Source organism: Corynebacterium sp. ACRQK (assembly GCF_022345965.1).
GTDB lineage: Bacteria > Actinomycetota > Actinomycetes > Mycobacteriales > Mycobacteriaceae > Corynebacterium.
Map to the genome: position 1 here is coordinate 30,950 of NZ_JAKRMU010000007.1, position 24,352 is coordinate 55,301.

At 62.8% G+C, this 24,352-nt stretch carries 16 protein-coding genes; 12 read left to right on the plus strand and 4 right to left on the minus strand.

The features are described from left to right. Positions 1 to 73 precede the first annotated feature (73 nt). From MHX63_RS08470 to MHX63_RS08525, 12 genes are all read left to right on the plus strand, one after another. Positions 74 to 955 (plus strand): EamA family transporter, encoded by an 882-nt coding sequence (locus MHX63_RS08470; protein WP_239388125.1) that lies wholly within the window; start codon positions 74 to 76, stop codon positions 953 to 955. 193 nt (positions 956 to 1,148) lie between these two features. Next, entirely contained in the window at positions 1,149 to 2,615 is a 1,467-nt protein-coding gene (locus MHX63_RS08475; RefSeq protein WP_239388126.1) for an ATP-binding protein, read from the plus strand. A 248-nt stretch (positions 2,616 to 2,863) separates the two neighbouring features. Continuing rightward, entirely contained in the window at positions 2,864 to 4,927 is a 2,064-nt protein-coding gene (locus MHX63_RS08480) for a glycosyltransferase (RefSeq protein ID WP_239388127.1), read from the plus strand. An 88-nt stretch (positions 4,928 to 5,015) separates the two neighbouring features. After that, positions 5,016 to 5,618: a phosphatase PAP2 family protein gene (locus tag MHX63_RS08485; RefSeq protein ID WP_239388128.1), complete on the plus strand. Its 603-nt coding sequence runs from the start codon at positions 5,016 to 5,018 to the stop codon at positions 5,616 to 5,618. Beyond that, positions 5,615 to 6,643: a decaprenyl-phosphate phosphoribosyltransferase gene (locus MHX63_RS08490; RefSeq protein WP_239388129.1), complete on the plus strand. Its 1,029-nt coding sequence runs from the start codon at positions 5,615 to 5,617 to the stop codon at positions 6,641 to 6,643. Before MHX63_RS08485 ends, MHX63_RS08490 begins: the two co-directional genes overlap by 4 nt. 319 nt (positions 6,644 to 6,962) lie before the next feature. Continuing rightward, the gene (locus MHX63_RS08495) at positions 6,963 to 7,976 is read left to right on the plus strand and encodes an alpha/beta hydrolase family protein (protein WP_239388130.1); all 1,014 of its coding nucleotides are present in this window, start codon (positions 6,963 to 6,965) and stop codon (positions 7,974 to 7,976) included. A 484-nt stretch (positions 7,977 to 8,460) separates the two neighbouring features. Beyond that, on the plus strand, positions 8,461 to 10,422 hold the full coding sequence (locus tag MHX63_RS08500; RefSeq protein WP_239388131.1) for an alpha/beta hydrolase-fold protein: 1,962 nt from the start codon (positions 8,461 to 8,463) through the stop codon (positions 10,420 to 10,422). Positions 10,423 to 10,424: 2 nt separating this feature from the next. Then, positions 10,425 to 11,027, plus strand: coding sequence for a DUF732 domain-containing protein (locus tag MHX63_RS08505; protein ID WP_239388132.1), 603 nt, complete (start codon positions 10,425 to 10,427; stop codon positions 11,025 to 11,027). A 106-nt stretch (positions 11,028 to 11,133) separates the two neighbouring features. Beyond that, on the plus strand, positions 11,134 to 12,066 hold the full coding sequence (locus tag MHX63_RS08510; RefSeq protein ID WP_239388133.1) for a cutinase family protein: 933 nt from the start codon (positions 11,134 to 11,136) through the stop codon (positions 12,064 to 12,066). 218 nt (positions 12,067 to 12,284) lie between these two features. Further along, entirely contained in the window at positions 12,285 to 14,174 is a 1,890-nt protein-coding gene (locus MHX63_RS08515; RefSeq protein WP_239388134.1) for a FadD32-like long-chain-fatty-acid--AMP ligase, read from the plus strand. A gap of 97 nt (positions 14,175 to 14,271) precedes the next feature. Continuing rightward, positions 14,272 to 19,329: a polyketide synthase Pks13 gene (gene pks13 / locus MHX63_RS08520; RefSeq protein ID WP_239388135.1), complete on the plus strand. Its 5,058-nt coding sequence runs from the start codon at positions 14,272 to 14,274 to the stop codon at positions 19,327 to 19,329. A 74-nt stretch (positions 19,330 to 19,403) separates the two neighbouring features. Next, positions 19,404 to 20,996, plus strand: coding sequence for an acyl-CoA carboxylase subunit beta (locus MHX63_RS08525; protein WP_239388136.1), 1,593 nt, complete (start codon positions 19,404 to 19,406; stop codon positions 20,994 to 20,996). Positions 20,997 to 21,005: 9 nt separating this feature from the next. On the opposite strand, the gene MHX63_RS08530 is transcribed toward MHX63_RS08525, so the two are convergent. From MHX63_RS08530 to MHX63_RS08545, 4 genes are all read right to left on the minus strand, one after another. Further along, positions 21,006 to 21,773, minus strand: coding sequence for a hypothetical protein (locus MHX63_RS08530; protein ID WP_239388137.1), 768 nt, complete (start codon positions 21,771 to 21,773; stop codon positions 21,006 to 21,008). Further along, the gene (locus tag MHX63_RS08535) at positions 21,757 to 22,359 is read right to left on the minus strand and encodes a DUF6114 domain-containing protein (protein WP_239388138.1); all 603 of its coding nucleotides are present in this window, start codon (positions 22,357 to 22,359) and stop codon (positions 21,757 to 21,759) included. The genes MHX63_RS08530 and MHX63_RS08535 overlap by 17 nt, the downstream gene beginning before the upstream one ends. After that, a complete protein-coding gene (locus MHX63_RS08540; protein ID WP_239388139.1) occupies positions 22,346 to 22,915 on the minus strand; it encodes a DUF6230 family protein in 570 nt (189 codons plus the stop codon). Before MHX63_RS08540 ends, MHX63_RS08535 begins: the two co-directional genes overlap by 14 nt. A 159-nt stretch (positions 22,916 to 23,074) precedes the next feature. After that, positions 23,075 to 24,307 (minus strand): MFS transporter, encoded by a 1,233-nt coding sequence (locus tag MHX63_RS08545; RefSeq protein ID WP_239388140.1) that lies wholly within the window; start codon positions 24,305 to 24,307, stop codon positions 23,075 to 23,077. Positions 24,308 to 24,352 lie beyond the last annotated feature (45 nt).

A 24,352-nucleotide genomic window follows, 5' to 3' on the forward strand; every position in this document is an offset into this window, starting at 1 on the left:
CACTAATATCGCACGAGTGTCGCGTGAGGAAACCCAAACAAAGGCAGCTCAGCAAGAGCCATCGTCGCGGCGAGTGAGCAAGTTCCTCGCCTTGCCGGTTGCACCGATCCTGTTAGTTCTCGTCGGGTCACTGGGTACCCAAGCTGCGGCGGTACTGGTCACGGACATTCTTACTACGGTCGGCGCGTCGGGCGTATCGGGCCTGCGCATGACTGCCGCCGCCATCATCATGGTGGTTGTCTTCCGCCCGAAGCTGTCTGGCATGACACGCGCCCGCGCCCTCAACATCGTCGTTTACGGCATCGCCATTGGCATGATGAACATGATGGTTTATGCAGCCATCGCCCGCCTGCCCCAGGGGGTTGCCTTCACTATTGACTTCCTTGGCCCTTGCGTCGTGTCTTTTCTAGGACTGACCATCTGGCGCTCCCGCCTGTGGGCTATTGCCGCTTTCGTCGGCGTTACTCTGATCGCGCAGCCTTCCAATGGCCTGGATATCGTCGGTATTGGATTCGGCGCGGTCGGCGCGATTTTCTTCGGCGCCTACACGCTGTTTGCCGCCCGTGTCGGCAAGACCGAGGGTGGTGGCATGCCGGATCTGGCGCTGTCTGTGGTCGTCGCCGCGATAGTGCTCGCACCGTTCTCTGTCCCGGCGGTGCCGCATGTTGACGGCTCGATGTGGGGCATCATCGTCATCTCTGGTTTTATCGGCGCCGTTGTTCCCTATGTAGTGGATACGATCGCTGCTGGAATTGTCTCGGCGGCGGTTGTCGGCACGCTCTTCGCGCTGGATCCTGTGATCGGAGCAATCCTGGGCTGGGCTTTTTCCGGAGACCAGCTCACCTGGTCCATGGTGATGGGCATCGTCCTGATCGCGACAGCCGGCGCGGTTATTACCTGGCGGGGAGCCCAGGAATCTCGGGATCTGACGCCGCCCCCTTATGGGCAGGACTGAAACAAAGTCATTCTGCCTCCGCAGGATCTGTTCACAGCTTCACCAATGTGAAACAGTGCAGGCTTCTTGCGGCGAGTCTGTCATTCTTGCACTGAATGGGAAGAGAAGCATAACACCTAGCTTCCCACTTAACATCCCACAGTGTTATGTTAGGTGTGAAGATGAGTGGGAAGTTGATTTAGGTGGAGCCACCATGGACGAAGGTTCTTTGAAGGAAATCGTCGCGAATCTACGCCTGGTAGGTTCAGACACTCAAGCTGTTGAAGTTAAGGGCAACGTCGGCAAGAGTATTCGTGAAACTCTGAGCGCCTTTGCTAATGCTGGTGGCGGTCTCATCATTGTCGGGCTTGACGAAGATGCTGGATTTGTTCCAGTAGACAAATTCGATGCTCTCAAAGCGCAGGATGCGCTAGAGACGCGCTGCAGGCAAGTGACGCCACCAGTACGACCGCAAATATCGGTGCTTCCTTTTGAAGGCGGCCGTATCGTCGCGGCGGAACTGGAGGAATTCAGCCCCTTCGACAAACCTTGCTACGTAACGGATCAAGGCCGATACGGAGGAAGCTACATTCGTACGGGGGAGGGGGATACCAAGCTTTCAAATTACGAAATCGACAAGCTTCTCGAAGAGCGTACCCAGCCAAAATGGGACGAAAGGCCAGTTCCCGAGGCCACTGTAGAGGATCTAGATCCAGAGGTGCTCGGAGAATATCTGCAGGTGCAGCAACGGCAGCGCCCCAAGACTTTCAAAGAAGGTCGTGAAGTAGCGCTAAAAAGGCTCAGAATCACCAAGGATGGGAGTGCGACCTTGGCTGCCTTGTTGGTCATGGGGGAGTATCCTCAAGAGTTCTTCCCACGCTTGACTGTTACATTTGCGCTCTTTCCAGGGACAAGTAAAGGTAGCGTAACCACTGGTTTGAGGCTTCTCGACAGTGCAAGGCTGACGGGTACTATCCCCGAACTGGTTGACGCCGGTGTCGATATAGTCAAGCGGAATATGCGCACTGGGGCCATGATTAGTGAAAAGTTTCGGACCGATCTTCCCGACTATCCGCCAATTGCCGTACGTGAGGCTTTAGTGAACGCGCTGATGCACCGAGATTACTCGCCATCAGCTCAAGGGAGTCAGGTGCAGATCAATATGTTTATAGATCGGCTAGAGATTACAAGTTCAGGTGGCCTATATGGTGGTGTAACGGTTCGTCATTTGGGGGAACCCGGGGTTAGCTCCACTCGTAACCAACGGATTTCAAGTTTCTTGGAGGAAGTTTCCCTGCCGGGTGAAGGGAATCAGGCGGGGCGCGTGGCGGAGAATCGTGGTACGGGTATCGCAACGATTAATCAGTCCTTGGAAGACGCTCTTATGCCAAAACCTGAGTACATTAATCGGCTTGATAGTTTCACAATAATATTCCACCGTCGGCGGGTTGCTACCCAGGAGAGGTATACAACGGCGCGGGACCATGTTCTGGCAATTCTAAAAGAGGGGTCCTCTTCTTCGACTAGCGAAATTGTAGGGAAAACCCAGTTGAGCCGGACAGCTGTTCAAAAAGCAGTCAATGCTCTGATTGGTGAAGGTTTGGTAGAGCGAACGGAACCTGCGAGGAGCCCGAAGCAGCGTTATCGAATGCTCGAAGATCGGAAGAACCCTGGTAGATAGTGGAAAAGAGTGGAAATCTGCAGCTAGAGGAGGGTGCGGCGACAGCATAACACCTAGCTTCCCACTTAACATCACACAGTGTTATGTTAGGTGTGAAGTTATCAGCTGCTAAGCGTGCGCTTCTCGGCTAAGAGTCCAACTTGGGCTGAACTGGGGCTGTGTCGCACAAGCTCTTGTGACGGGCTTTCATGGATAATCGGATATATTCCAATGTCTTTATTGCCTATGCGGAGGTCTGTGTTCAGCAAATGAACGCTCAGCCAGTGAAAGCCAATACCAACGATGAGTTCGATGCCACCCGCTTGGCGCGCATCTTGCTGCCGAAGCGTGGCGAACCACGCAACGTGCGTTCCCTGTACTTCGTAGAGAACGAGGCCACCACCCCCGGCCGCGTTAACGCCGTCTCCCGTACCGAAGCGATCCTGCCAGCGGGCAGCGAGACGTCCTTCGAGACTTACTTCAACGCCTTCCCCGCCTCCTACTGGCGCCGCTGGTCCCAGCTGGACGAGGTCAAGCTGCGCATCGAAATCACTGGTGAGGCTCGCGTAGACCTATACCGCTCCAAGTACGACGGCTCCCGCATTGGCATCGAGGGCGCCCAGATCGAAACCGACGAAAGCGGCCACGGAATCGCCGAGTTCACCATCTCCCTGGCTCCTTTCGAGGACGGCGGCTGGATCTGGTTCGACCTGACCTGCGAGAAGGAAACCCGCCTGCACTCCGCGGGCTGGTACGCCACCGTCGATGCCGGCGAGCAGACCTTCGAAGGCGAGACGCTGCCGGTCGCTGAGCCGAGCGTCACCATCGGCATCCCAACGTTCAACCGTCCGGCCGACGCGGTCGCAGCACTCCACGCACTCGCTTCCGACCCCGAGGTCGATGGCCGCATCGAGGCCATCATCATGCCCGACCAGGGCGACAAGCACCCCGCCGACGAACCGGACTTTGACGAGGTTGCGGAGCACTTCGGCGACCGTCTGCACATCGTGCAACAGGGCAATTTGGGCGGATCCGGCGGCTACTCCCGCATCATGTACGAGGCTCTCCACGAGGAGCGAGGCACCACCAGCCCGTACATCCTGTACATGGACGACGACATCGCCATCGAGCCCGATAGCGTGCTGCGCGCCCTGGCGGCTGCTCGCTACGCGAAGTCCCCGATGCTGATCGGCGGCCAGATGCTGAACCTGCAGGAGCGCAGCCACCTGCACACCATGGGTGAGGTCATCGACCGTGGCTCCTTCATGTGGACCGCCGCACCCCACACCCACTACGACCACGACTTTTACCAGCACCCGCTACGCGACCTGGGCGATGGTGCGGCCCACAACGCGGCAGGCCAGCCCATCGCGCCGGTGGCCCGGGACGTGGTGAGCAAGGGCTACGGCACCCCGAACAGTTCGGAGAACTCCAAGGATCTGCACCGCCGCATCGACGTTGACTACAACGGCTGGTGGATGTGCATGATCCCGCGCGTTGTCGCGAAAACCATTGGTCAGCCTCTCCCGCTGTTCATCAAGTGGGATGATGGCGAGTTCGGCCTGCGCGCGAAAGATGCTGGCTTCCCGACCGCCTCCTGGCCGGGTATCGCGATCTGGCACATGGCCTGGTCCGATAAGGACGATGCCATCGACTGGCAGGCATACTTCCACCTGCGAAACCGCCTGATTGTCGCTGCGATCCAGCACGATGGAAGCCCGCGTGGCATCGTTGCCTCGATGGCGAAGGCCACCGCCAAGCACCTGCTGTGCCTCGAGTACTCCACCGTCGCAATCCAGAACGAGGCGATGAAGGACTTCCTGGCTGGTCCGGATCAGCTGTTCGACATCCTGGAGACTTCTCTGCCGCGCATTGCGAAGCTGCGTAAGAACTACTCCGATGCGGTCGTTATCCCGTCGGCCACCGACCTGCCCGCCGCGACGGGCGGACCGGCCGACCTCACACGCATTCCGCTGAGCAAGAAGGCCAAGATTGTCACGCTCGCCAAGGGCCTGCTGAACAACGCTAAGCCCGCCGACGCCCGCCACCACCACGCACCGCAGGTAAACCTCCCGCCCATCGAGGCTCGATGGTTCAGCCTTTCCCGCGTGGACGGGGCGACCGTGACCACCGCTGATGGCAAGGGGGTGGTGTACCGCAAGCGCGACCGCGGCCAAATGCTCGCGTTGGCACAGGAGTCCATGCGCCTGCAGAAGCAGGTCGCGGACCGTTTCGGCGAGCTCCGCGATGCTTACCGGGCCGCTCACCCGTACCTGACCAGCCGGGAAGGCTGGGCGCAGATCTTCGAGCCCGAGCGCGCGGCTGAAAACTAACGCCTCATATCTCGACCAAGACCACGCCCCAGACCGAACCCGAGCCAGACTGAAAAGCCAGACTGAAGTTAAGGACAACGCAGAAACAATGAGCTCCACACGCATAAGCGGCGATCCGCTGGGCGAGTCCGACCTGCTGGTCGCGCTGCAAAAGCAGCTGACCGGCAAGCCGGGAGTGCTGCCCACCGCCAGGGGCATGAGCCACTTCGGCGAGCACGCCCTCGGCTGGATGGGCTCCGCCGCCCTGGGCTACGGCCTGGCCGCCGCGCAAGGCAAGCCCGCCGATGGGCCGGAACGCCGCGGATGGCTGACCGTGGGGGTCAGCGCCTTCTTGGCGCACGCCGCCAGCGTGGTGCTCAAGCGCATCATTCGCCGCCCGCGCCCGCACGATCCGCGCATTAAGATCGGCGTGGGTACTCCCTCGAAGCTCAGCTTCCCGTCTTCGCATGCAACCAGCTCCACCGCCGCGCTTGTGGCTTTTACTCAGTCGGCGAACAACCGCACCGGAGCGTTGCCGCTCGTGGGTATCCCGGCGATGGCGCTGTCGCGCATGGTGTTGGGCGTACACTATCCCTCTGACGTCGCCCTCGGAAGCTGCATCGGCGCTGCTACGGCCATCGCCGTGCGCGGGGTTGTCGATGGGGGACGTGGGGGCGTCACAAAGAAAAACAGTGAGGAGAAGAGTCAGTGAGCGAACAGCCTAGCAACGGCCGGCCGGAGCCGTTGATCGGCACGGAGCCGCACACGTCCGGGCTGGAAGATCCCAACCAGGCGACCAGCACCGCCACCGAAACGAAGAAGCTGCGCCCGCCGCGCAACCTGCCGGAGGCGATGATCAAGGCGCTGCGTCCGAAGCAGTGGGTCAAGAACGTGCTGGTCATCGCGGCTCCTGCGGCGGCTGGTGGAGAATTGCTCTTCCACAGCCGGGTGCTGTTGGACGTGCTGATCGCATTCGTTGCCTTCTGCCTGGCGGCCAGCTCGATCTACCTGATCAACGATGCCCGCGACGTGGAGGCCGACCGCGCGCACCCGACCAAGCGCTTCCGCCCGATCGCGGCGGGCGTGCTGCCGGTGGGGTTGGCGTATGCGATGTCGGTGGTGCTGATCATCGCGGCGATCGGTGGTTCACTGTTGGCCTCGTCGGGCACGAACCTGGCGATCGTCGTGGCTGTGTATATCGCACTGCAGCTGGGCTACTGTTTCGGATGGAAGCACCAGCCGGTTATCGACATTGCGCTGGTGAGCTCCGGTTTTATGCTGCGCGCGATGGCCGGCGGTGTGGCCGCTTCGATCCTGCTTTCCCAGTGGTTCCTGCTGGTCGCGGCGTTCGGCTCGCTGTTCATGGCGGCGGGTAAGCGCTACGCGGAGCTGAAGCTTTCGCTGCGTTCAGGTGCGAAGATCCGCAAGTCCCTGGAGAGCTACACCCCGACCTACCTGCGCTTTGTCTGGACCCTGGCCGCCACTGCTGTGGTGTTGAGCTACGCACTGTGGGGCTTTGGCCTGGCGCAGACGGTCGAGTCCGGTGTGGCCGCCGTGTGGTACCAGGTCTCGATGGTGCCGTTTACCATCGCGATCCTGCGTTATGCCGCGGACGTCGACCGTGGTGAGGGCGGCGCACCCGACGAGATCGCCCTCGAGGATCGTACCCTGCAGCTGCTGGCTCTGGCCTGGCTGTTTTGTGTGGCGATGGCGGTTTACATCGTGCCGCTGTTCTAGGTTTAACTCTCTGTTCTTTCTTTGTGACGCCGACTTCTCCTTTGTTGGGGAGTCGGCGTTCTGCACTTTCGGGGGTGGGCTGGGTTTCCAGATTGCGAGTGGTGGGGTTGCAGTGGTGCGAGTGAAGCGAGGGGAGCGGGTGATTAGGTGGATCTAAGGATATGCTGAGAAGCTTCTAGGGGTGTAGCGTTTTGGGGAAGAGATTCGATCATTACGTTGAGTGCAATCGTAAAGATTTGGTAACGTATACGCATCCTGTGTTTCGAGACGAGCCTTCGGCGCGTCTCTCGTCAGAACGTTTCAAGACATTTAGGACTACATGAACACGACTAAGAAGACCAAGGGTCTGGGCTCCAAGCTCACCGCTTTCCTAGTTGCAGTCGCCACTGCACTGGGCATGGCTGTTGTCACTGCACCCACCGCTGCTGCTGACAACCGCGGGCACCTGCGCCCAGGCTGCTACTGGAGCAAGCACAAGTACTACCTGCAGAACTGCTGGGTCTACTCCCCGGCGATGGGTCAGAAGATCCAGGTGCAGATCAAGCCATCTTCCCGTGGTGGTAACGCTGGCGTCTACATGCTGGATGGCCTGCGGGCGCGCCAGGACTGGAACGCTTGGGTTTGGTCGGGCAACGCTGTAAAGAAGTTTGTTAACGACGACGTGACTCTGGTCATGCCGGTCGGTGGCCAGGCTCAGTTCTACACGGACTGGATGGGCCCGTACGGCGGTAAGGGTGGCCCGAAGAAGCCGCGTTGGGAGACCTTCTTGACCCGCGAGCTGCCGGGCTACCTGCAGCGCAACTTCGGCGTGAGCCCGACCCGCAACTCCATCGTTGGTCTTTCCATGGGTGGCACTGCCGCAATGAACCTGGCTGCATGGCACCGCAACCAGTTCAAGCAGGCAACCTCCCTGTCCGGTTACCTGAACCCGACCTGGCCAGGCATGTACGCCGGAATCCAGTACGCGATGTCCGACGCTGACAAGGGTGCGAACCTCTGGGATATGTGGGGCAGCCCGGTCGACCCGCGCCGCTTCCGCAATGACCCGACTGTTCAGGCCGGCCGCTTCCGCGGTATGCCGCTGTACCTGGCCGCTTCCGGTGGTGTGCCGTCTCGTGGCGAGAAGTTCCTGGATAACCCGCGGGGTGTTGCTGCTGGCATCGGCCTGGAGTGGATGGCGCGTACTTCCACCGCAAAGTTCGAGATGGCCGCCCGCGCAGCTGGCGCTCGCCCGGTTGTGAGCTACCCGATCAACGGCCTGCACGCATGGCCGTACTGGGATGCGGAGCTGAATAAGGCTCGTCCGCACATTCTGCGTGCGCTGGGTGCCTAAACTTAGGTCGCTCTAGCGATTTCCTAAACTCTTAAAGCCACTGCCCTAGGTACTGCCTGGGGCGGTGGCTTTTTGCTTGCCTGAGGGTTGACGCTGCGCGTGAGGGGGGGGATTGAGGCTTAATGGCGAATGAGGTGTAGGGGGGCGTCAATAAGAAAGAACATCAAGCGTCACATAAGCGACACTGGTAACACGGTAGGCTAACCCTCAAGTAAAACTTTAAATGCTCCGCGTGTTGTCCATGTGAAAGCGCTTTTGCTTGCCATAATTGCTCACGTGCTAGAAGCGCACCTGCGATAAAAGCTCGAGAAGCTATAGAGAATCCAGGTCGTGATAGACGCAAACGTGAATACAGAATGGCCTAATGAAGCGCCCGGTGGTGTTCGAAGCAGGAGGGGAACCTGCTTCGAGCCAATCAGACCACAGCAGCTAAAGCCACCAAAGCTACTACAACAACCAAAAAGCAACAGAAAGAATGAAGACTATGCGCCTTGCAGCGAACCTCTCCCGTCGCACTCGCTCCGCCCGCAGCCCCCGTCGTATGGGCTCGGCAATCCTGGCCCTGCCGCTTTCCGTTGCGCTGGCAATGCCAATGATGCCGGCTGCCACCGCGCAGAGCTCCCTCGGCGGCTCCATGGGCCCGGGTTCTGGCACCAGCTATCTGGACCCGGACAGCATTCCGAAGCGCACCCCGCGCCAGGTCACCGAGCAGCACCTGGAAGGCCTGCCGGAGGGCGTGAGCGTGGACCGCGTTGAGTGGATCACCGAGCGCTGGGCCAACGTCTTCATCAACTCCGCCGCCATGCCGGACAAGCCCATCAAGGTGCAAATCCTGCTGGCCCGTGACTGGTACTCCCAGCCCGACCGCAAGTTCCCGACCGTATGGGCCCTGGATGGTCTGCGCGCCCGCGAGGACGAGTCCGGCTGGACCCTGTCCACCAACATCGCCAACCAGTACGCCGACCGCAACGTCAACGTGATTCTGCCCGTCGGCGGCGAGTCTTCCTTCTACACGGACTGGCAGCAGCCGGAAAACGGCAAGCACTACAAGTGGGAGACCTTCCTGACTAAGGAGCTGCCTTCCGTGCTGCGCGAGGGCTGGCGCGCCAACGAAGATCGCGCGATCACCGGCCTGTCCATGGGCGGCACCGCCGCAATGAACCTGGCCGAGCGCTTCCCGGACATGTGGAAGTTCGCCGGATCCTTCTCTGGCTACCTGGACACGACCTCCTACGGCATGCCGGAAGCCATCGCCTACGCCACCAACGACGGTAATGGTTACGACGCGAAGAAGATGTGGGGCGAGTTCGGCTCTCAGGACTGGATCGACCACGACCCGAAGCTGGGTGTGGATGCGCTGAAGGACATGACCGTCTACGTTTCCGCGGGTAACGGCAACGCCGGAAAATTCGACAAGCCGGGCACCATCCCGGGCATGCCCGACAACATGGCCGGCTTCGGCCTGGAGGTCATGTCCCGCATGACCACCGAGACTTTCGTCAAGTACGCAAAGAAGGCCGGCGTGAAGCCGATCACGGCCTTCCGCCCGTCCGGTACCCACGACTGGCCGTACTGGCAGTACGAGATGATCCAGGCATGGCCGCACATTGCGGACGCTCTGGGCATCCCGGAAGCTGACCGCGGCGCGAAGTGCAAGATTGGCGGTGCCATCGCGGAGAATATGAAGAACGCCCCGGAGACCCTGGGCGCCTGCATCTCCAACGAGTACGACGCCAAGGACGGCGGCAAGGTTCAGGACTTCCGCGGCGGCCGTGCCTACTGGTCCCCGAAGACCGGCGCCCACTTCGTATGGGGCCGCATCGGCGCCCACTACGCCTCCATGAACGGTCCGGACTCCTGGTTGGGCTACCCGACCTCCGAGGAGAACGTCATCTCCAACGGTCGCGGCCGCTATACCACCTTCGAGAACGGCGCGATCTACTGGACCCACGAGACCGGCGCCCACGCTGTGCCGAAGGACTTCATGGATGAGTGGGGCAAGACCGGCTGGGAGAACGGCCCGCTGGGCTACCCGATCTCCGAGCTGGAGAAGGTCGGCGATAGCTACATGCAGAAGTACCAGAACGGCGTGATTGTCCGCGACAAGGACAACAAGACCCACTACGTCCAGGGCAAGATCGCCGAGAAGTACCTGCAGTTGGGTGGCGTGACCTCTAAGCTGGGCAACCCGAAGAGCGGCGAGCTGAAAATCAAGGGTGGCCGCTTCTCCGAGTTCGAGCACGGCAACATCTACTGGTCCCCGTCCACTGGTGCGCACGTGATCTACTACGGAAACGTGTTCGACGAGTGGGGTAAGCGTGGCTGGGAGCAGGGCAAGCTCGGCTACCCGATCAGCGACCACGAGGACATCCCGGAGGGCGGAACTCGGATCAAGTTCCAGCACGGCGAGATCCGCGAGGTCAACGGACGCGTTGAGGTGCTCTAACTGTGGGCGTCACAAAGAATAGGCAGTTTCGTGTGGCCGCTGGTGCCGCGTGTGCGGCGCTACTGTCGCTGGCCACGCTGACGGCGTGCGGCGGCGATGAGACGGTCGACAATTCGGCGGAGTCCACGACGGTACCTTCAGTGACGGAGTCCGCGACCGAGACCGAAAAGTCCGACGGCGACGACGACAAGGACGGCAAGGACGCTAAGGGCGACGAGGACGGCGAATCTGGTTCTTCGGAAGGTAATGACGCCCCAGAACCCGCCGGTGACCGTGGCGGCGCCCCGGCACAGGATGGCGCCGTGGGCGAGGTCGACGACATTCCATCCGGTGCGCAGCGCAGCGATGAGGACAAGGATTTCCTGAAGCGCCTGAAGGATAGCGGCATCGACCTGGCGAAGGCCAACGACGCAGCGGAGATCGGTGGCCTGGAAGATCAGCTCATCGCGGCTGGTCACGCCCACTGCGCCGCCGAGGGTGGCGGACAGGCCGATGTGTACACCCCGCTGGCTGCGGGACAGCTGGAGGCCAACGGCGTGATCGACGGCGATCCGAAGAAGGCCGAGGACGCTATTCGCAAGGCCGCGAAATCCGCGTATTGTTAGTGGTCACTCGTTTCCCATAACCAGGTTGTCCGCCATAGGTGGCGAGGGCAGCCTGGTTTTGTTTTAGAAGCTCTAGAACCCCTAGAGGAAGGTCTAGAAAGAAGCTATGAAGAAAGTTTTGACCATCCTGGCAGTGCTGGTCCTGCTCGCACTCATTGTGGTGGGCGTGGGCAATTGGCTGCTCACCGGCGACGGTGTTGATGTCCCGGGGCCGGACAAGCCCGCCTCTCCGCCCGCCCCGGAGGCACAGAACCCGCCTGGGTGCGTGGACGTAGAGGTGCTGGCCGCACCGGGCACGTGGGAATCCAAGGCCGACGACGATCCGCTGGCACCGCACGCCAACCCTCACTCGCTGATGCTGAACGTCACCCGCCCGCTGGCCGATGAGTTTTCTCCGGACAAGGTGAAGGTGTGGACCCTGCCGTACACCGCACAGTTCCGCAACATGAACGCACAGCACGAGATGAGTTATGACGACTCCCGTAACCAGGGCTTCGAGCGGATGAAGGAGGAGCTGCGGGTGATGCACGAGAAGTGTCCGGCAACGTCCTTCATCCTGACCGGCTTTAGCCAGGGCGCGGTGATAACTGGTGACCTGGCAGGAGAGATCGGCAATGGGCGCGGCCCCGTGCCTGCCGATCGGGTGCTGGGAGTGTCGCTGATCGCCGACGGTAGGCAGGAGCTGGATAAAGGCAAACTAGTTGGCGCGCAGGGCATACGCGGCATTGGTGCGGAGATTGCGCTGAACCCGGTGAGCGGGCTGATTCAGACGATCGTGCCGGGCGCTACGATGCGCGGCCCGCGCCCGGATGGGTTCGGTGAACTGAACGATCGGGTGAATAACTACTGCGCCCCTGCGGATCTTATTTGTGACGCCCCAGCGGATCTGGGCAACGCTCTTGTGCGAGCCAAGGACCTAGTGGCCGCCAACGCTGTGCATGCGGAGTATGCGACAAACGGGAAGGTCGTGGAGGGCCAGACCGTTCCGGAATACATCGTTGGATGGGCGCGGGATCTGATTAACGAGCGCGTGCAGTAGCCGCTCGCCGTTTCGGCGGGCCCATGCGTGCCGATGTGCCGGAGCTGTGGGGGCACACGGCACACGGGAATGCGAAATTGCCGGGTAACAGGAGCGGTGCCCGGTACGATGTGTTTCACAAGTGAAACTAAATGTTTATGGCGTTAGGGCTATGGCGTTGGAGCTAGGTAGCTAACCCGATACCGTTTGAACCGAGTGGATAAGTAGAGGAGACCCGCGTGGACATCACTGCAGCAATGGGCCAGTTTTACGACGAGCAGGGCGACATCAACGTCCCCGATCAGCTCACCCTTTCCGGCATGTGCGAGATGCTTTACACCATGGCGCAGATGGAGGGCACGGTAGATAATGTGCTGATCCGCTACTGGGACTTCGCCGAGTCCCGCGAGGGCACGGTGCACGAGATCACCCGCGCGCAGGTGAACACCCGCATCAAGGCCGTGTGTGTCCGTCTGCAGCAGGTCGCCAAGCCCGGCGACCGCGTGGCCATCCTGGCTAATAACTCCCCGGAGTACATGTACGCCTTCCTGGGTGCGATGTATGCCCGCATGGTGCCCGTGCCGCTGTATGACCCGAACGAGCCGGGCCACACCGGCCACCTGACTGCCGTGCTGGGTTCCTCCGAGCCGACGGTGGTGCTGACGAATAAGCGCTCCGCCACGGCCGTGCGCAAGCACTTCGCCTCCACGCCCACCACCGAGCGCCCCCGCGTGCTGACGGTGGATGCGCTGCCGGATGCGCTAGCCGACGACTGGCAGAACCCCATGGCCGCCATCATGGCGGATCCATCGCTGGCGCCGAAGTCCAGCGAGGAGGCGTTCCTGCAGTACACCTCCGGCTCCACGCGTACCCCGGCGGGCGTGGTGCTTACCCACAAGTCAATCGTCACCAACGTGCTGCAGATCTTCAAGGCAGCGAGCCTGCAGACTCCGCTGCGCCTGAGCACCTGGCTGCCGCTACACCACGATATGGGCGTGATCCTGTCCGCCTTCGTGATCATCCTGGGCCTGCCCTTCGACCTGATGTCCCCGCGTGATTTCATCCAGGACCCGGCCCGCTGGGTTCGCCAGCTGAACCGCCAGAGCGAGGAAGAGAACGTCTACACCGTCGTGCCGAACTTCGCCCTGGAGCTGGCCGTTCGCTACGCCGACCCGGCAAAGGTCGCGGAGCTGGCCGACGTGGATCTGTCCGCAATCGACGGCATCATCAACGGTTCCGAGCCGGTGCACCACAGCTCTGTGCAGAAGTTCCTGGATACCTTCGGCCCCTATGGCTTTAAGAAGGAGGCCATGCGTCCGTCCTACGGCTTGGCCGAGGCCACGCTGCTGGTCACCACTCCGCAGACTGACGAGCGTCCCCTGACGAAGTGGTTCAAGCGCGAGGAGCTCTCCGAAGGCACCGTCGTGGAGGGCAGCGCGGATGACGCAGACAGTCTCTCCCTGGTATCCCTGGGCCAAGTGTGTGCCCCGCAGACCATTGCGATCGTCGATCCGGAGACCGGCAAGGAGCTGACGGATGGAAACGTCGGCGAGATCTGGGTCCACGGCGACAACATGGCCGCGGGCTACCTGAACCGTCCAGAGGAGACCCAGGAGACGTTCCGCAACTCCCTGCCGACCGCCAACCGCCTGGATTCCGATAGCCGCGCGGGCGACGCTCCGGAGGACAACTGGATGCGCACCGGTGACCTGGCGGTCATCGTGGATGGTCACCTGTTCATCACCGGACGCCTGAAGGACCTCATCATCGTCGCCGGCCGTAACCACTACCCGCAGGACATTGAGGCCACCGCCGACGAGGCCACCGAGCAGACCGCCCCGGCCGTCATCGCCGCCTTCGCAGTGGAGGCCGGTGGTTCCGCAAGCGGTGCCGTCGACGGCGAGTTCGTCGAAGGTCTCATCATCGTCGCCGAGCGCGATCCGGACGCCAGCGAGGACGGGGACGCGGAGGCAATCGAGGCCATGCGCGCGGCCGTCACCGCTACCCACGGTGTGCAGCCTTCCGATGTGCGCATCATTGCACCGGGCACCCTGCCGCGTTCCTCCGCCAACAAGATCGCCCGCCGTGTGGCCGCGAAGGCATATCTGGAGGGCACGCTGGGCGCTTAATCCATAAAGCGACCTCGGCGCGTTAAAATATAGCGCTACTGCGACTCACTCACGCCTTGCATAAGGCATCCCGGCACGAAAGGAAACGCGACCTTCCATGGCAGACAACCAGCAGGGCGCCCCCACAGCTGACCAGCAATCCCGCCCCGCCACGATTCAGCAGATGCGGGAGTGGTTACGCACCTGGGTGGCGAACACCACCGGTTTGGATGCCACGGAGATCTCCGACGAACGCTCGATGCAGGACTTCGGCCTGTCTTCCCGCGACGTCGTAGTCCTTTCCGGCGACCTGGAGCGCCTGCTTGGCACCACACTCGACGCGACGATTGCCTACGAGTTCAACACCATTGCCGCCCTGGCCGAGCACCTGATGCAGGGTCGTGGTTCCGGCGCTGTTTTTGGTAGTGACGCCACCACCTCCGCCGACGCGGCGGCCAGCGCAGGTGGCCCGCTTCCACTGGGCCAGCGCGACATCGCTGTGGTCGGCATGGCGGGGCGCTACCCCGGGGCAGACAGTGCGGATGAGATGTGGGAGCTGTTTTCCAACTACCGCTCCGGCGTGGGCGAGCTGCCCGCGGGCCGTTGGTCGGAGTACTCCCGCGACCCGGAGATGACCCGCCGCATGGAGCAGGCTCAGCTGACGGGCGGCTACATCGAGGACATCGCCTCCTTCGACGCGGAGTTCTTCGGTCTCTCCCCGCTGGAGGCCGCGAACATGGACCCTCAGCAGCGCATTATCCTGCAGCTGACGTGGGAGGCACTGGAGGACGCGCACATTCCCGCCAATCAGCTGCGCGGCAAGCACGTCGGCGTGTTCATGGGCAACACCAATAACGACTACGGCATGTTAATCTCCGCCGACCCGGCGGAGGCGCACCCCTATGCGCTGATTGGTAACTCCAGCTCCATCATCGCCAACCGCGTTTCCTATGCTTTCGACTTCCGCGGCCCATCCGTGGCGATGGATACGGCCTGCTCTTCGTCGCTGGTGGCAATTCACCAGGCGGTGCGCTCCCTGCGTGATGGTGATTCTGAGGTCGCTGTGGCGGGTGGCGTCAACCTCCTGTGCAGCCCCTTTGCAACCGTGGCGTTTTCCGAGCTCGGCGTGCTCAGCCCGACGGGCGGCATTCGTGCCTTCAGCGATGATGCCGACGGCATCGTGCGTTCCGACGGCGCGGGCGTGGTTGTGTTGAAGCGCCTGGAGGATGCGCGCCGCGACGGCGACAACGTGCTGGCCGTGATCAAGGGCTCGGCGGTGAACTCCGATGGCCGTTCGAACGGCCTGACCGCCCCGAACCCGGATGCGCAGGTGGACGTGTTGCGCAGCGCCTACGCCGACGCGCGGATCGATCCGCAGGCCGTGGACTACGTGGAGGCGCACGGCACCGGCACCATCCTGGGCGACCCGATCGAAGCCACTGCCCTGGGGACTGTCCTGGGGCGCCAACGCGACGTGGCCGAGCCGCTGCTGCTGGGTAGTGCGAAGACGAACTTTGGCCACACCGAGGCCGCCGCGGGCGTCGCGGGCGTGATGAAGGTCGTGCTGGCAATGCGCGAGGGCGTGCTGCCGCCGAGCCTGAACTACAGCGGCCCGAACCCGTACATCGATTTCGACCGCGAACACCTGGAGGTCGTGGAGGATCCGCGCGAGTGGCCGGAGTACTCCGGGCGCGCCATCGCCGGTGTGTCCGGCTTCGGCTTCGGCGGCACGAACGCGCACGTGGTCATCGCGGCGCCGAATCTGGAAGAAGAGGCCGCGGCGGGCGTTGGGGCGGCCGGCGCAAACTCCGCTGCCCCCATCGGCCTGGACCGTGAGGATTCCGCGGGCGAGGCCCCGCGCGTGCTGCTGCCCGTCAGCGGGCTGCTGCCTTCCCGCCGTCGCCAGGCCGCGGAAGCACTGGCCGCGTACCTGGAGCAGAACAAGGAATCCTTCACCAAGGCAGGCGATGAAGCCGACCAGCTACGCGGCGTAGCCCTGGCGCTGGCTGGCCACAACCACGGCCGTTCCCGCGGCGTGGTTTCCGCCGCCACCTTCGACGAAGCCATCGCCGGGTTGCAGCGCATCGCCGCCGGCAAGCAGGGCGCGACGGTGAAGACTGCCGACTCGCCCTCGGTAAATGGTCCGGTGTGGGTCTTCTCGGGCTTCGGCTCCCAGCACCGCAAGATGGCCAAGGATCTCTACGAGCTCTCCGATTTCTTCGCCGCCCGCCTGGACGAGCTGGACCAGGTCGTGCTGGCGGAATCCGGCTGGTCTTTCGTCGAGATGGTGCTGGACGACGAGCAGAACTACGACACGGAGCGCGCCCAGGTGGGTATCACCTGCGTGCAAATTGCACTGAACGACCTCGTGCGCGCCCTGGGTGCCAAGCCCGCCGCCGTCGTCGGCCAGTCCATGGGCGAGATTGCGGCGGCCTACGCCGTGGGGGGTATCACCGCTGAGGAGGCCGTGCGCACCGCCTGCCACCGCGCCCGCCTGATGGGCGAGGGCGAGCGCCTGCTGCCAGAGGACAAACAGGGCGCCATGGCTGTGGTCGAGTTCGGCGTGGAGGAGCTCGCGACCTTCACCTCCGAGCACCCCGAATACGCCCAGGTGGAGCCCGCCGTGTACGCCGCGCCGGGCATGACCACCGTCGGCGGCCCCGCCGAGCCAGTGCAGAAGCTGGTGGAGTACCTCGAGGGGGAGGGCAAGTTCGCCCGCCTGCTGAAGGTCAAGGGCGCGGGCCACACCTCGATGCTGGATCCGATCCTGGGCGAGCTCCACTACGAGATCAGCGACCTGGATCCGCAGTCGATCCACACCCCGCTGTACTCCACCGTGGACCGTGGCCGCGTGTACCAGCCGGGCGAGGTCGTCCACGATGCCGAGTACTTCCTGCGCTGCACCCGCCAGCCCGTCTGGTTCTCCGAGGCGACGGGCAAGCAGTTCGACGATGGCTACCGGACCTTCATCGAGTTCTCCCCGAACCCGGTAGCTCTGATGCCGCTGATGAACAACTCCTTCGCGCACAACGCCAGCGATTCCAAGCTGATGTTCCTGCTTAAGCGCAAGGAGCCGGTTTCCCAGACCCTACTGTCCACCCTCGCGGAGCTGTACGTGCAGGGCGCGGATCTGAACCTGAAGGCTCTGGCAGGTGGCTCCCGCGCGAGCCTGCCGAAGGTGCCGGGCACGCAGTGGAACCTGCAGCGCCACTGGACGAGCGCTCGCCCGTCTTCCGGCCCTGCCGTGGACCTGCCGGGCACGCGCGTGGATCTGCCCGACGGTCGCGTTGTCTTCAGCGTGCCGGCCGAGGATGTGCCGAGCATCGAGCTGCTGGCCGAAGCTGCGGCGGAGGTGCTGGCCGACGGTGCCACGGTGGCCGCCACCCGCGACCACGCCCCGCTGCCGACGGCGGGCCAGCTGACGACCATCGCCGCCGGTTCCCTCGGCGGCTGGTCCCTGTCCGTCTACGCCGCCGATGCGCCCGGTGCACAGTCGATGCCGCTGGTCGCGGAGGCTTTCGTCGCTACTCTCGGTGGCGTGGTTGGGGCTCTGGGCGCTAAGGGTACTGACGCCGCCTCGGCCTCTGCTTCCGCGAAGATCAGCGGGGCGCCGAACGCCTCCGCCGCTGACACTTCCACAAAGGAGAGCGCGGGCAACGCGCTGCCCGAAGTAGACGAGTCTGCTGACCGCTGGGATCCGAACTCCGGTGAGTCCGCCGGAGACCGCCTGCGCGCCATCGTCTCCGAATCCATGGGTTATGACATCGAGGATCTGCCGGGCGAGCTGCCCCTGATCGACCTGGGCCTGGATTCCCTGATGGGCATGCGCATCAAGAACCGCGTGGAGTATGATTTCGACCTGCCGCCGCTGCAGGTCCAGGCACTCCGCGATGGCTCGGTGGACGACGTGATCGCGCTCGTGGAGCAGATGATCGCGGAGCGTCACGCAAGCGCTGCCGACGCTGATGGTGCCGACAGTGCTGAGGTCGCTGCCGGGGGAGAAGGTGGCGTCACTAAACAAGACACTGGTGAAGAAGACAGCGCAAACGAAGACGGCGCAGCGACCGACTACACCGCGACCGGGGGCGGCGTGGCACCGCGAGATGCGAGCGAGCGCCTGGTGTTCGCCACCTGGGCAAAGGTCACCGGCAAGGCAGCCCAGGGCGTAACGAGCCAGCTGCCGAGCATCGACGAGGAGCAGGCGCGGGGCATCGCGGACCGCTTGACCGAACGCTCTGGAGCGGAGGTCAGCGCCGAGGATGTGCTGGCCGCCGAAACCCTCGAGCCGCTGAGCGAGAAGGTACGCAGCAGCTTCGAAAGCGAAGTGGAGGGCAACATTCGCGTGCTGCGGGCGCGCCCTGCAGGCAGCACTCAGCCTGCGGTGTTCCTGTTCCACCCTGCTGGTGGTTCCTCGGTGGTGTACGCGCCACTAATGCGCCGCCTGCCGGACGACGTGCCGGTCTACGGCGTGGAGCGCCTGGAAGGCGAACTCGCGGACCGCGCGGCGGCTTACCTGGAGGAGATCATCGAGCTGGCCGACGGCCGCCCGGTTCTGCTGGGAGGCTGGAGCTTCGGTGGCGCCCTGGCGTACGAAGTTGCCCACCAGCTGGGTAAACGCGCCGCAGCGGGCGAACCGAGCGCAGAGGTCGAGCGCATCGTGCTGCTGGACACCGTGCAGCCGAAGAACCCCGCCCCGGATACGAAGGAAGAAATGCACGCGCGCTGGGATCGTTACGCGGCGTTTGCGCAGAAGACCTACGGCCTGCCGCTAGAGGTTCCCCACGAGCTGCTGGACCAGCAGGGCGAGGGCGTGATGATGCAGATGTTCCAGCAGTTCCTTACCTCCCCGGAGGCCAAGGGGATGGGCCTGCCCGCGGGCGTGCTGGAGCACCAGCGCGCCAGCTTCGTGGATAACCGCATCCTGGAATCCCTGGACTTCCGGGCTTGGGCGGAGGTGAAGGCACCCGTCACGCTGTTCCGCGCGGAGCGGATGCACGACGGCGCGATCGAGCTGGAACCGGCCTACGCCGAGGTGGCGCCAGACGGTGGCTGGGGTGAGATCGTCGAGGATCTGGAGATCGTCCAGCTACGCGGCGACCACCTGGCTATTGTGGACGAGCCAGAGATCTCTAAAGTGGGACGTGTGATCGCCAAGCACATTGCGGACGGCGTTTAGCTGAAACGCGCACGGCGACTAAATAGATAGCCCCTTAGTAGAAGGGGTTTGTCGAATACGAAGGGACTTTCACTGTGACTGTTGCCGATGAGGGAGCAACCGCCGCTAACGGCACCGAAGCCACCGGCGCTACCGCCGAGAAGCTGGCGGAGCTGCACCGGAGGTTGGAACAGGCGCAGGACCCGGGCTCCGAGAAGGCCAAGGCCAGGCGCGATGAGGCCGGGCTGACCACGCCCCGCCAGCGCATCGATGCGCTGCTGGACGAGGGCACGTTCGTGGAGATTGGCGCGCTGGGACGCACCCCCGGCGAGGAGGATGCCCCCTACGGCGACGGCGTGGTCACCGGCTACGGCCGGGTGGGCGGTCGCACCGTGGCGGTGTACGCCCACGATAAGACGGTGTACGGCGGCTCGGTGGGCGAGACCTTCGGCAAGAAGGTCTGCGAGGTCATGGACATGGCCATCCGCATCGGCTGCCCGGTCATCGGCATTAACGATTCCGGCGGCGCCCGCATTCAGGATGCCGTGATGTCCCTGGCGATGTACTCCGAGATCTCCCGCCGTCAACTGCCGCTGAGTGGCCAGTCCCCGCAGATCTCCATCCTGCTCGGCCCGTCCGCCGGTGGCGCCGTCTATGCGCCTGTGACCACCGACTTTGTAGTGGCAGTCGAAGGCCGCACGCAGATGTTCGTGACGGGCCCGGCGGTCATCGAATCGGTGACGGGCGAGAAAATTTCGATGGAAGAGCTCGGTGGGGCGCGTCAGCAAGCCCGCAACGGCAACGTCTCCTACGTCGCAACCAGCGAGGAAGACGCTTTCAACTACGTCAAGGACCTGCTGGACTTCCTGCCTTCCAGCTCCTTCGACGAGACCCCGGAGTTCTGGGCGCCTAACGACGAGCTCACCGAGCGAGACTTCGAACTGAACGACATCATCCCGGACGATCCGAACGCGGGCTACGACATCATGGAGGTGCTCACCCGCATCTTCGACGACGACAACGTGCTGGAGGTGCAGGGCGATTACGGCTCCAACGTCGTCACCGCCTTCGCCCGCATCGACGGCCATGCGGTGGGCGTGGTGGCCAACCAGCCGATGGAGCTGGCCGGTTGCCTGGACGCCGAGGCTGCGGATAAGGCCGCGCGTTTTATCCGTATTTGTGACGCCTACAATGTCCCCCTCGTCTGGGTCGTGGATACACCCGGGTACATGCCTGGTGTGGAGCAGGAAAAGGCCGGCCTGATTCACCGCGGAGCGAAGCTGGGCTTCGCCACTGTGGAGGCGACGGTGCCGAAGGTGACCGTGGTCGTGCGCAAGGCCTTTGGCGGTGGCTATGCCGTGATGGGCTCGAAGAACCTGGGCGCGGACATCAACCTGGTGTGGCCGACGGCGCAGATCGCAGTGATGGGCGCGGAGGCCGCCGTGGTGATGATGCAGGGCAAGGCTCTGGCCGCCATGCCGGAGGAGCAGCGCCCCGCGGCGAAGAAGATGTTCATGGACTTCTACAACGCGAACATGACCAGCCCCTATGTGGCGGCCGAGCGTGGCTACGTGGACTCCGTCATCACCCCGGACCAGACCCGAATCCGCCTGCGCCAGGCGATGCGCCAGCTGCGCAACAAGCAGGTGGTGGATACTCCGAAGAAGCACACCATCATGCCGATGTAATCGGTTGGCCTAGAGGCCGATGTTGGTTCCCGCGGGCAGTTTCAGAGTGTCGGCCTTCACGAAGTAGGTGTGCATCGTGCCATTCGTCATCTCCAAGTGATTGGAGAGCGCGTCTGGCGTACCGAGGCCGATCTTCTTGGCAGCTTCCTGCAGCTCCTTCGGCGCCATGTTTGCGTCGATGGGCAGCGGGATCAGCGGCAGCCCGGCCACGCGTGGCGTGACCTCCAGGGAGCTCACTACGATGTGGAAGTTCCCGGTCAGCGTGGTGGTCTGCCCCGGGCCGGTGCGCTGCCAGATGCCACCTTCCGGGGCTGCTCCCGGCGTGGGGAACTGCACGGACAGGTTCGTCAGAACGGCCTTGTCGGCATCGATGCGCAGCGCCGGCTTCGGGCCTTGCGGGGTGGATTGTTGAATCAGCGACATCTTCACGTGCCCAAGCAGGCGCGTGTTGTCTGCCTTGATGATGTACGTCCCCTGCTGGACCGGCTTTTCGCCCTCGATCGGCCCCGGCGGGGTGAGGTCCATCCGCAGGTCCTCCGGCACCTCGGGCGGTGGTGGCGGTGGTGGCAAATCCGGCAGCGGTGGAAGCTTTGGCGCCTCGTTATCCGGAGCCTGCCCCGGGAGTGGAGGAAGCGGCGGTGGCGGCGGAAGCTGCAGCTGCGCTTCGGCGCTCGGCGTGGACTCGACAGCCAGCGCCGCTACTAGCCCGCACATCGACGCCGCTGCGACGACGGCCTTCGCAGCGCTGGAGCCGCCGCGTTTACGCTGCTTGCTCATCTACCTTCCTCTTCTTGCCTTTATTCTTGCCCATCTTTTTGACGCTTTTAGGTGCCCTTTCTTCATCCGTCCACGACAGCGCCAGGGCTCCGCCGATAACGGCGCACAGGGTGCCCAGAACGAAGCCGCCGATATTCGACATAGGCAGAGCCACGATGCCGAGGATCAGGGAGGCCACGCCCGTGAGTAGGCGAGTATCCGGCTTGAACCACGTCATGAGTGCCGAGGTGATCAGCAACGCGCCGATCAGAAGTGTGGATACGCCAGAGATCGTGGATACCTGTATGACGATGTTCGATACCTCGAAGGACAGGTATGCCGGGACGATCATGATGATGCCCGACAGCAGCATGAACAGTCCCGCTGCAAAAGGGCGACGGCGGCGCCAGTTGCCGAAGCCGCGAGTGTTCTTTATCGCGGGAACGTCCTGCTCCTCGACCTCTTGATATGCGGTGCCTTGTATCTCTGTGCCCTGGTTGGCATCGGCCTCTAGGTTTGACTGCAGGTCGTCATCCAGGTCGGGGTCGTAGTTCGGATCTAGCTCTGGGTTCGTGTTGGGATCCGTGCCGGGGTTAGCACTCGGCATTGTCGTTATCCACAATCGCGATCTTGCTGCCGCCAGCGGTCATCTTGTCAGCCGACAGAGAGGTTGCCTCGATGCCCTGGCCCTTCGCAGACAGGGAATCGGCAACGATTCCCCAGCCGCCGTCGGGTGCGTCCTTGTCGACCTTGCCCGCATCAATGCCGATCTGCGGGTTCTTCAGAGTTAGGTCGCCCGTTAGCTTGCGGGCGCCGATCAGCATGTTCTCTGCGGAGAAGTTCTGGCCGGGAACGGTCATTTGGAACTTCTTATCCCCAACGCCCGGAATCTTGATTGGTGCCGTCATACAGACGTCGGTCACCTTGGCATCCTTGATGCGCAGTCGGGAGATCGCCTGGTCGCCATTGTGCATTTTGTCGACGTCGGTGAAGAGGTCGAAGCCCTTACCGTCCAGCTCCCCGACATGCATGTTGAAGATGGTGCCGGAGAGCGCCAGGTGAGCCGACACGCCGCCCTGGGCAACTGCGACGCCCATGCCTGCGGTGGCCAACAATCCCACGCCGAGGATTGATGCGAAACGTAGTTTGCGAGTATGTCCCATGCAAGTGATCTTAAACACACTTTTGGGTAAGTGGGAGGTTTTTATCTAAAAAGATCTGATAGATCTAATAATTTTTCTCGTAAACTTGAGAATGAAAGGGTTATCCGCTCAAGAGCTAAGAACCTGCTGAAAGGGTGCGGGTTGGAGCTAGGGGCGTCATTAAGAAACGGCCTTATCGCGCCGCATGGCGGCGAAGGCGGTGACGAGGGCGACGAGAGTCAACAGCATTAACCACCCGATAAACAAGCCCCAACCGTGGGCGAAGAAGTAACCGGAGACCCAGCCGATGAGGGAGGAGCCCAGGTAGTAGCTCAAGATGTACAAGCTGGAAGCTTCGGCGCGATCCTGTTGAGCGACCTCGCCGACCCACGCGCTGGCGATCGAGTGGGCGGGGAAGAAAGTAGCGGTGAAGATCAGTACTGCCACCAGCGTGGTGGGAACCGTCGGGATGAAAGCCAACAAGAGACCCGCAAGAGCCATGGCGATGCAGGCGACCACGACCTTCGCCTGGCCATAGCGGTTCACCATCTTGCCCGTGCGTGTGGAGGTCCACGTGCCCGACAGGTAGATGACGAAAACCAGCGCGGCCAGGGATTCCGGCAGGCCGAAGGTATTAATCAGCCGGAAGGTCATGTAGTTGTACATGGAAACGAAGCTGCCCATCAAAAGGAATGGCAACAGGAAGAGCTTCAGCAAGATCGGGTCGCGCAGGTGGTTGGCGAAAGCCTCCACCTCGTGTGACAAGGTGATCTTCTTCGGGGTGAAGAAGCGCTGCTGTGGCAGCACCCAGGTGGTCACAAGCGCCATCGAAAACGCGAAGAGAGCGCTGAGCAGGGTGGCAATGCGCCAATCTGTGAACTCCAGGGCGATGCCAGGGATTAGCCTGCCAATGAGGCCGCCCAGTGAGTTGCCCGCAATATAGAACCCCATGATGCGGGGAAGGTAGCTGCGGTCGATCTCCTCGGAAAGGAAGGCCATTGTCACGGCCGGGACACCCGCCACTGCGCAGCCCTGCAGGAGACGCAGCGCGATGATCGACTGGATCGAGGGCAGGGCGACCAAGGCGATGGAAAGGAGAGTGGCTACCAAGACCGATACCTGGATCACGCGGCGGCGGCCGAAGCGCTCGGAAACCACGCTGAGTGGAATGACCATGAAAGCCAGGCCGCCCGTGGTGGCGGAGACGGTCAGCGCGGCCAGCGAGGGTGAAATGCCGAAGTCTTCCGACAGCGCCGGGAGGACAGCTTGGGTGGCGTACAGAGCGTTGTACGAAGCCAGGCCTGAACACAAGGAGGCGATGAGTGCCATCTTGTAGCCCTTATCCTCCGGGGTGAGGGGGCGAACGTCTGCGGTGTTCGCGGTGTCTGCAGTGTCTGCGAGGGTGTCCGGCACCGATGAAGCTCCTTCCTGCGAGTCTGGGCAGTTCTCTAGCGGCTC

What these genes read in the sequence shown, in the direction of transcription:
- MHX63_RS08475 (WP_239388126.1), top strand. Translation starts at nt 1,149, where the DNA reads ATGGACGAAGGTTCTTTGAAGGAAATCGTCGCGAATCTACGCCTGGTA.
- MHX63_RS08480 (WP_239388127.1), top strand. Translation starts at nt 2,864, where the DNA reads ATGAACGCTCAGCCAGTGAAAGCCAATACCAACGATGAGTTCGATGCC.
- MHX63_RS08485 (WP_239388128.1), top strand. Translation starts at nt 5,016, where the DNA reads ATGAGCTCCACACGCATAAGCGGCGATCCGCTGGGCGAGTCCGACCTG.
- MHX63_RS08495 (WP_239388130.1), top strand. Translation starts at nt 6,963, where the DNA reads ATGAACACGACTAAGAAGACCAAGGGTCTGGGCTCCAAGCTCACCGCT.
- MHX63_RS08500 (WP_239388131.1), top strand. Translation starts at nt 8,461, where the DNA reads ATGCGCCTTGCAGCGAACCTCTCCCGTCGCACTCGCTCCGCCCGCAGC.
- MHX63_RS08510 (WP_239388133.1), top strand. Translation starts at nt 11,134, where the DNA reads ATGAAGAAAGTTTTGACCATCCTGGCAGTGCTGGTCCTGCTCGCACTC.
- pks13 (WP_239388135.1), top strand. Translation starts at nt 14,272, where the DNA reads ATGGCAGACAACCAGCAGGGCGCCCCCACAGCTGACCAGCAATCCCGC.
- MHX63_RS08530 (WP_239388137.1), bottom strand. Translation starts at nt 21,773, where the DNA reads ATGAGCAAGCAGCGTAAACGCGGCGGCTCCAGCGCTGCGAAGGCCGTC.
- MHX63_RS08535 (WP_239388138.1), bottom strand. Translation starts at nt 22,359, where the DNA reads ATGCCGAGTGCTAACCCCGGCACGGATCCCAACACGAACCCAGAGCTA.
- MHX63_RS08540 (WP_239388139.1), bottom strand. Translation starts at nt 22,915, where the DNA reads ATGGGACATACTCGCAAACTACGTTTCGCATCAATCCTCGGCGTGGGA.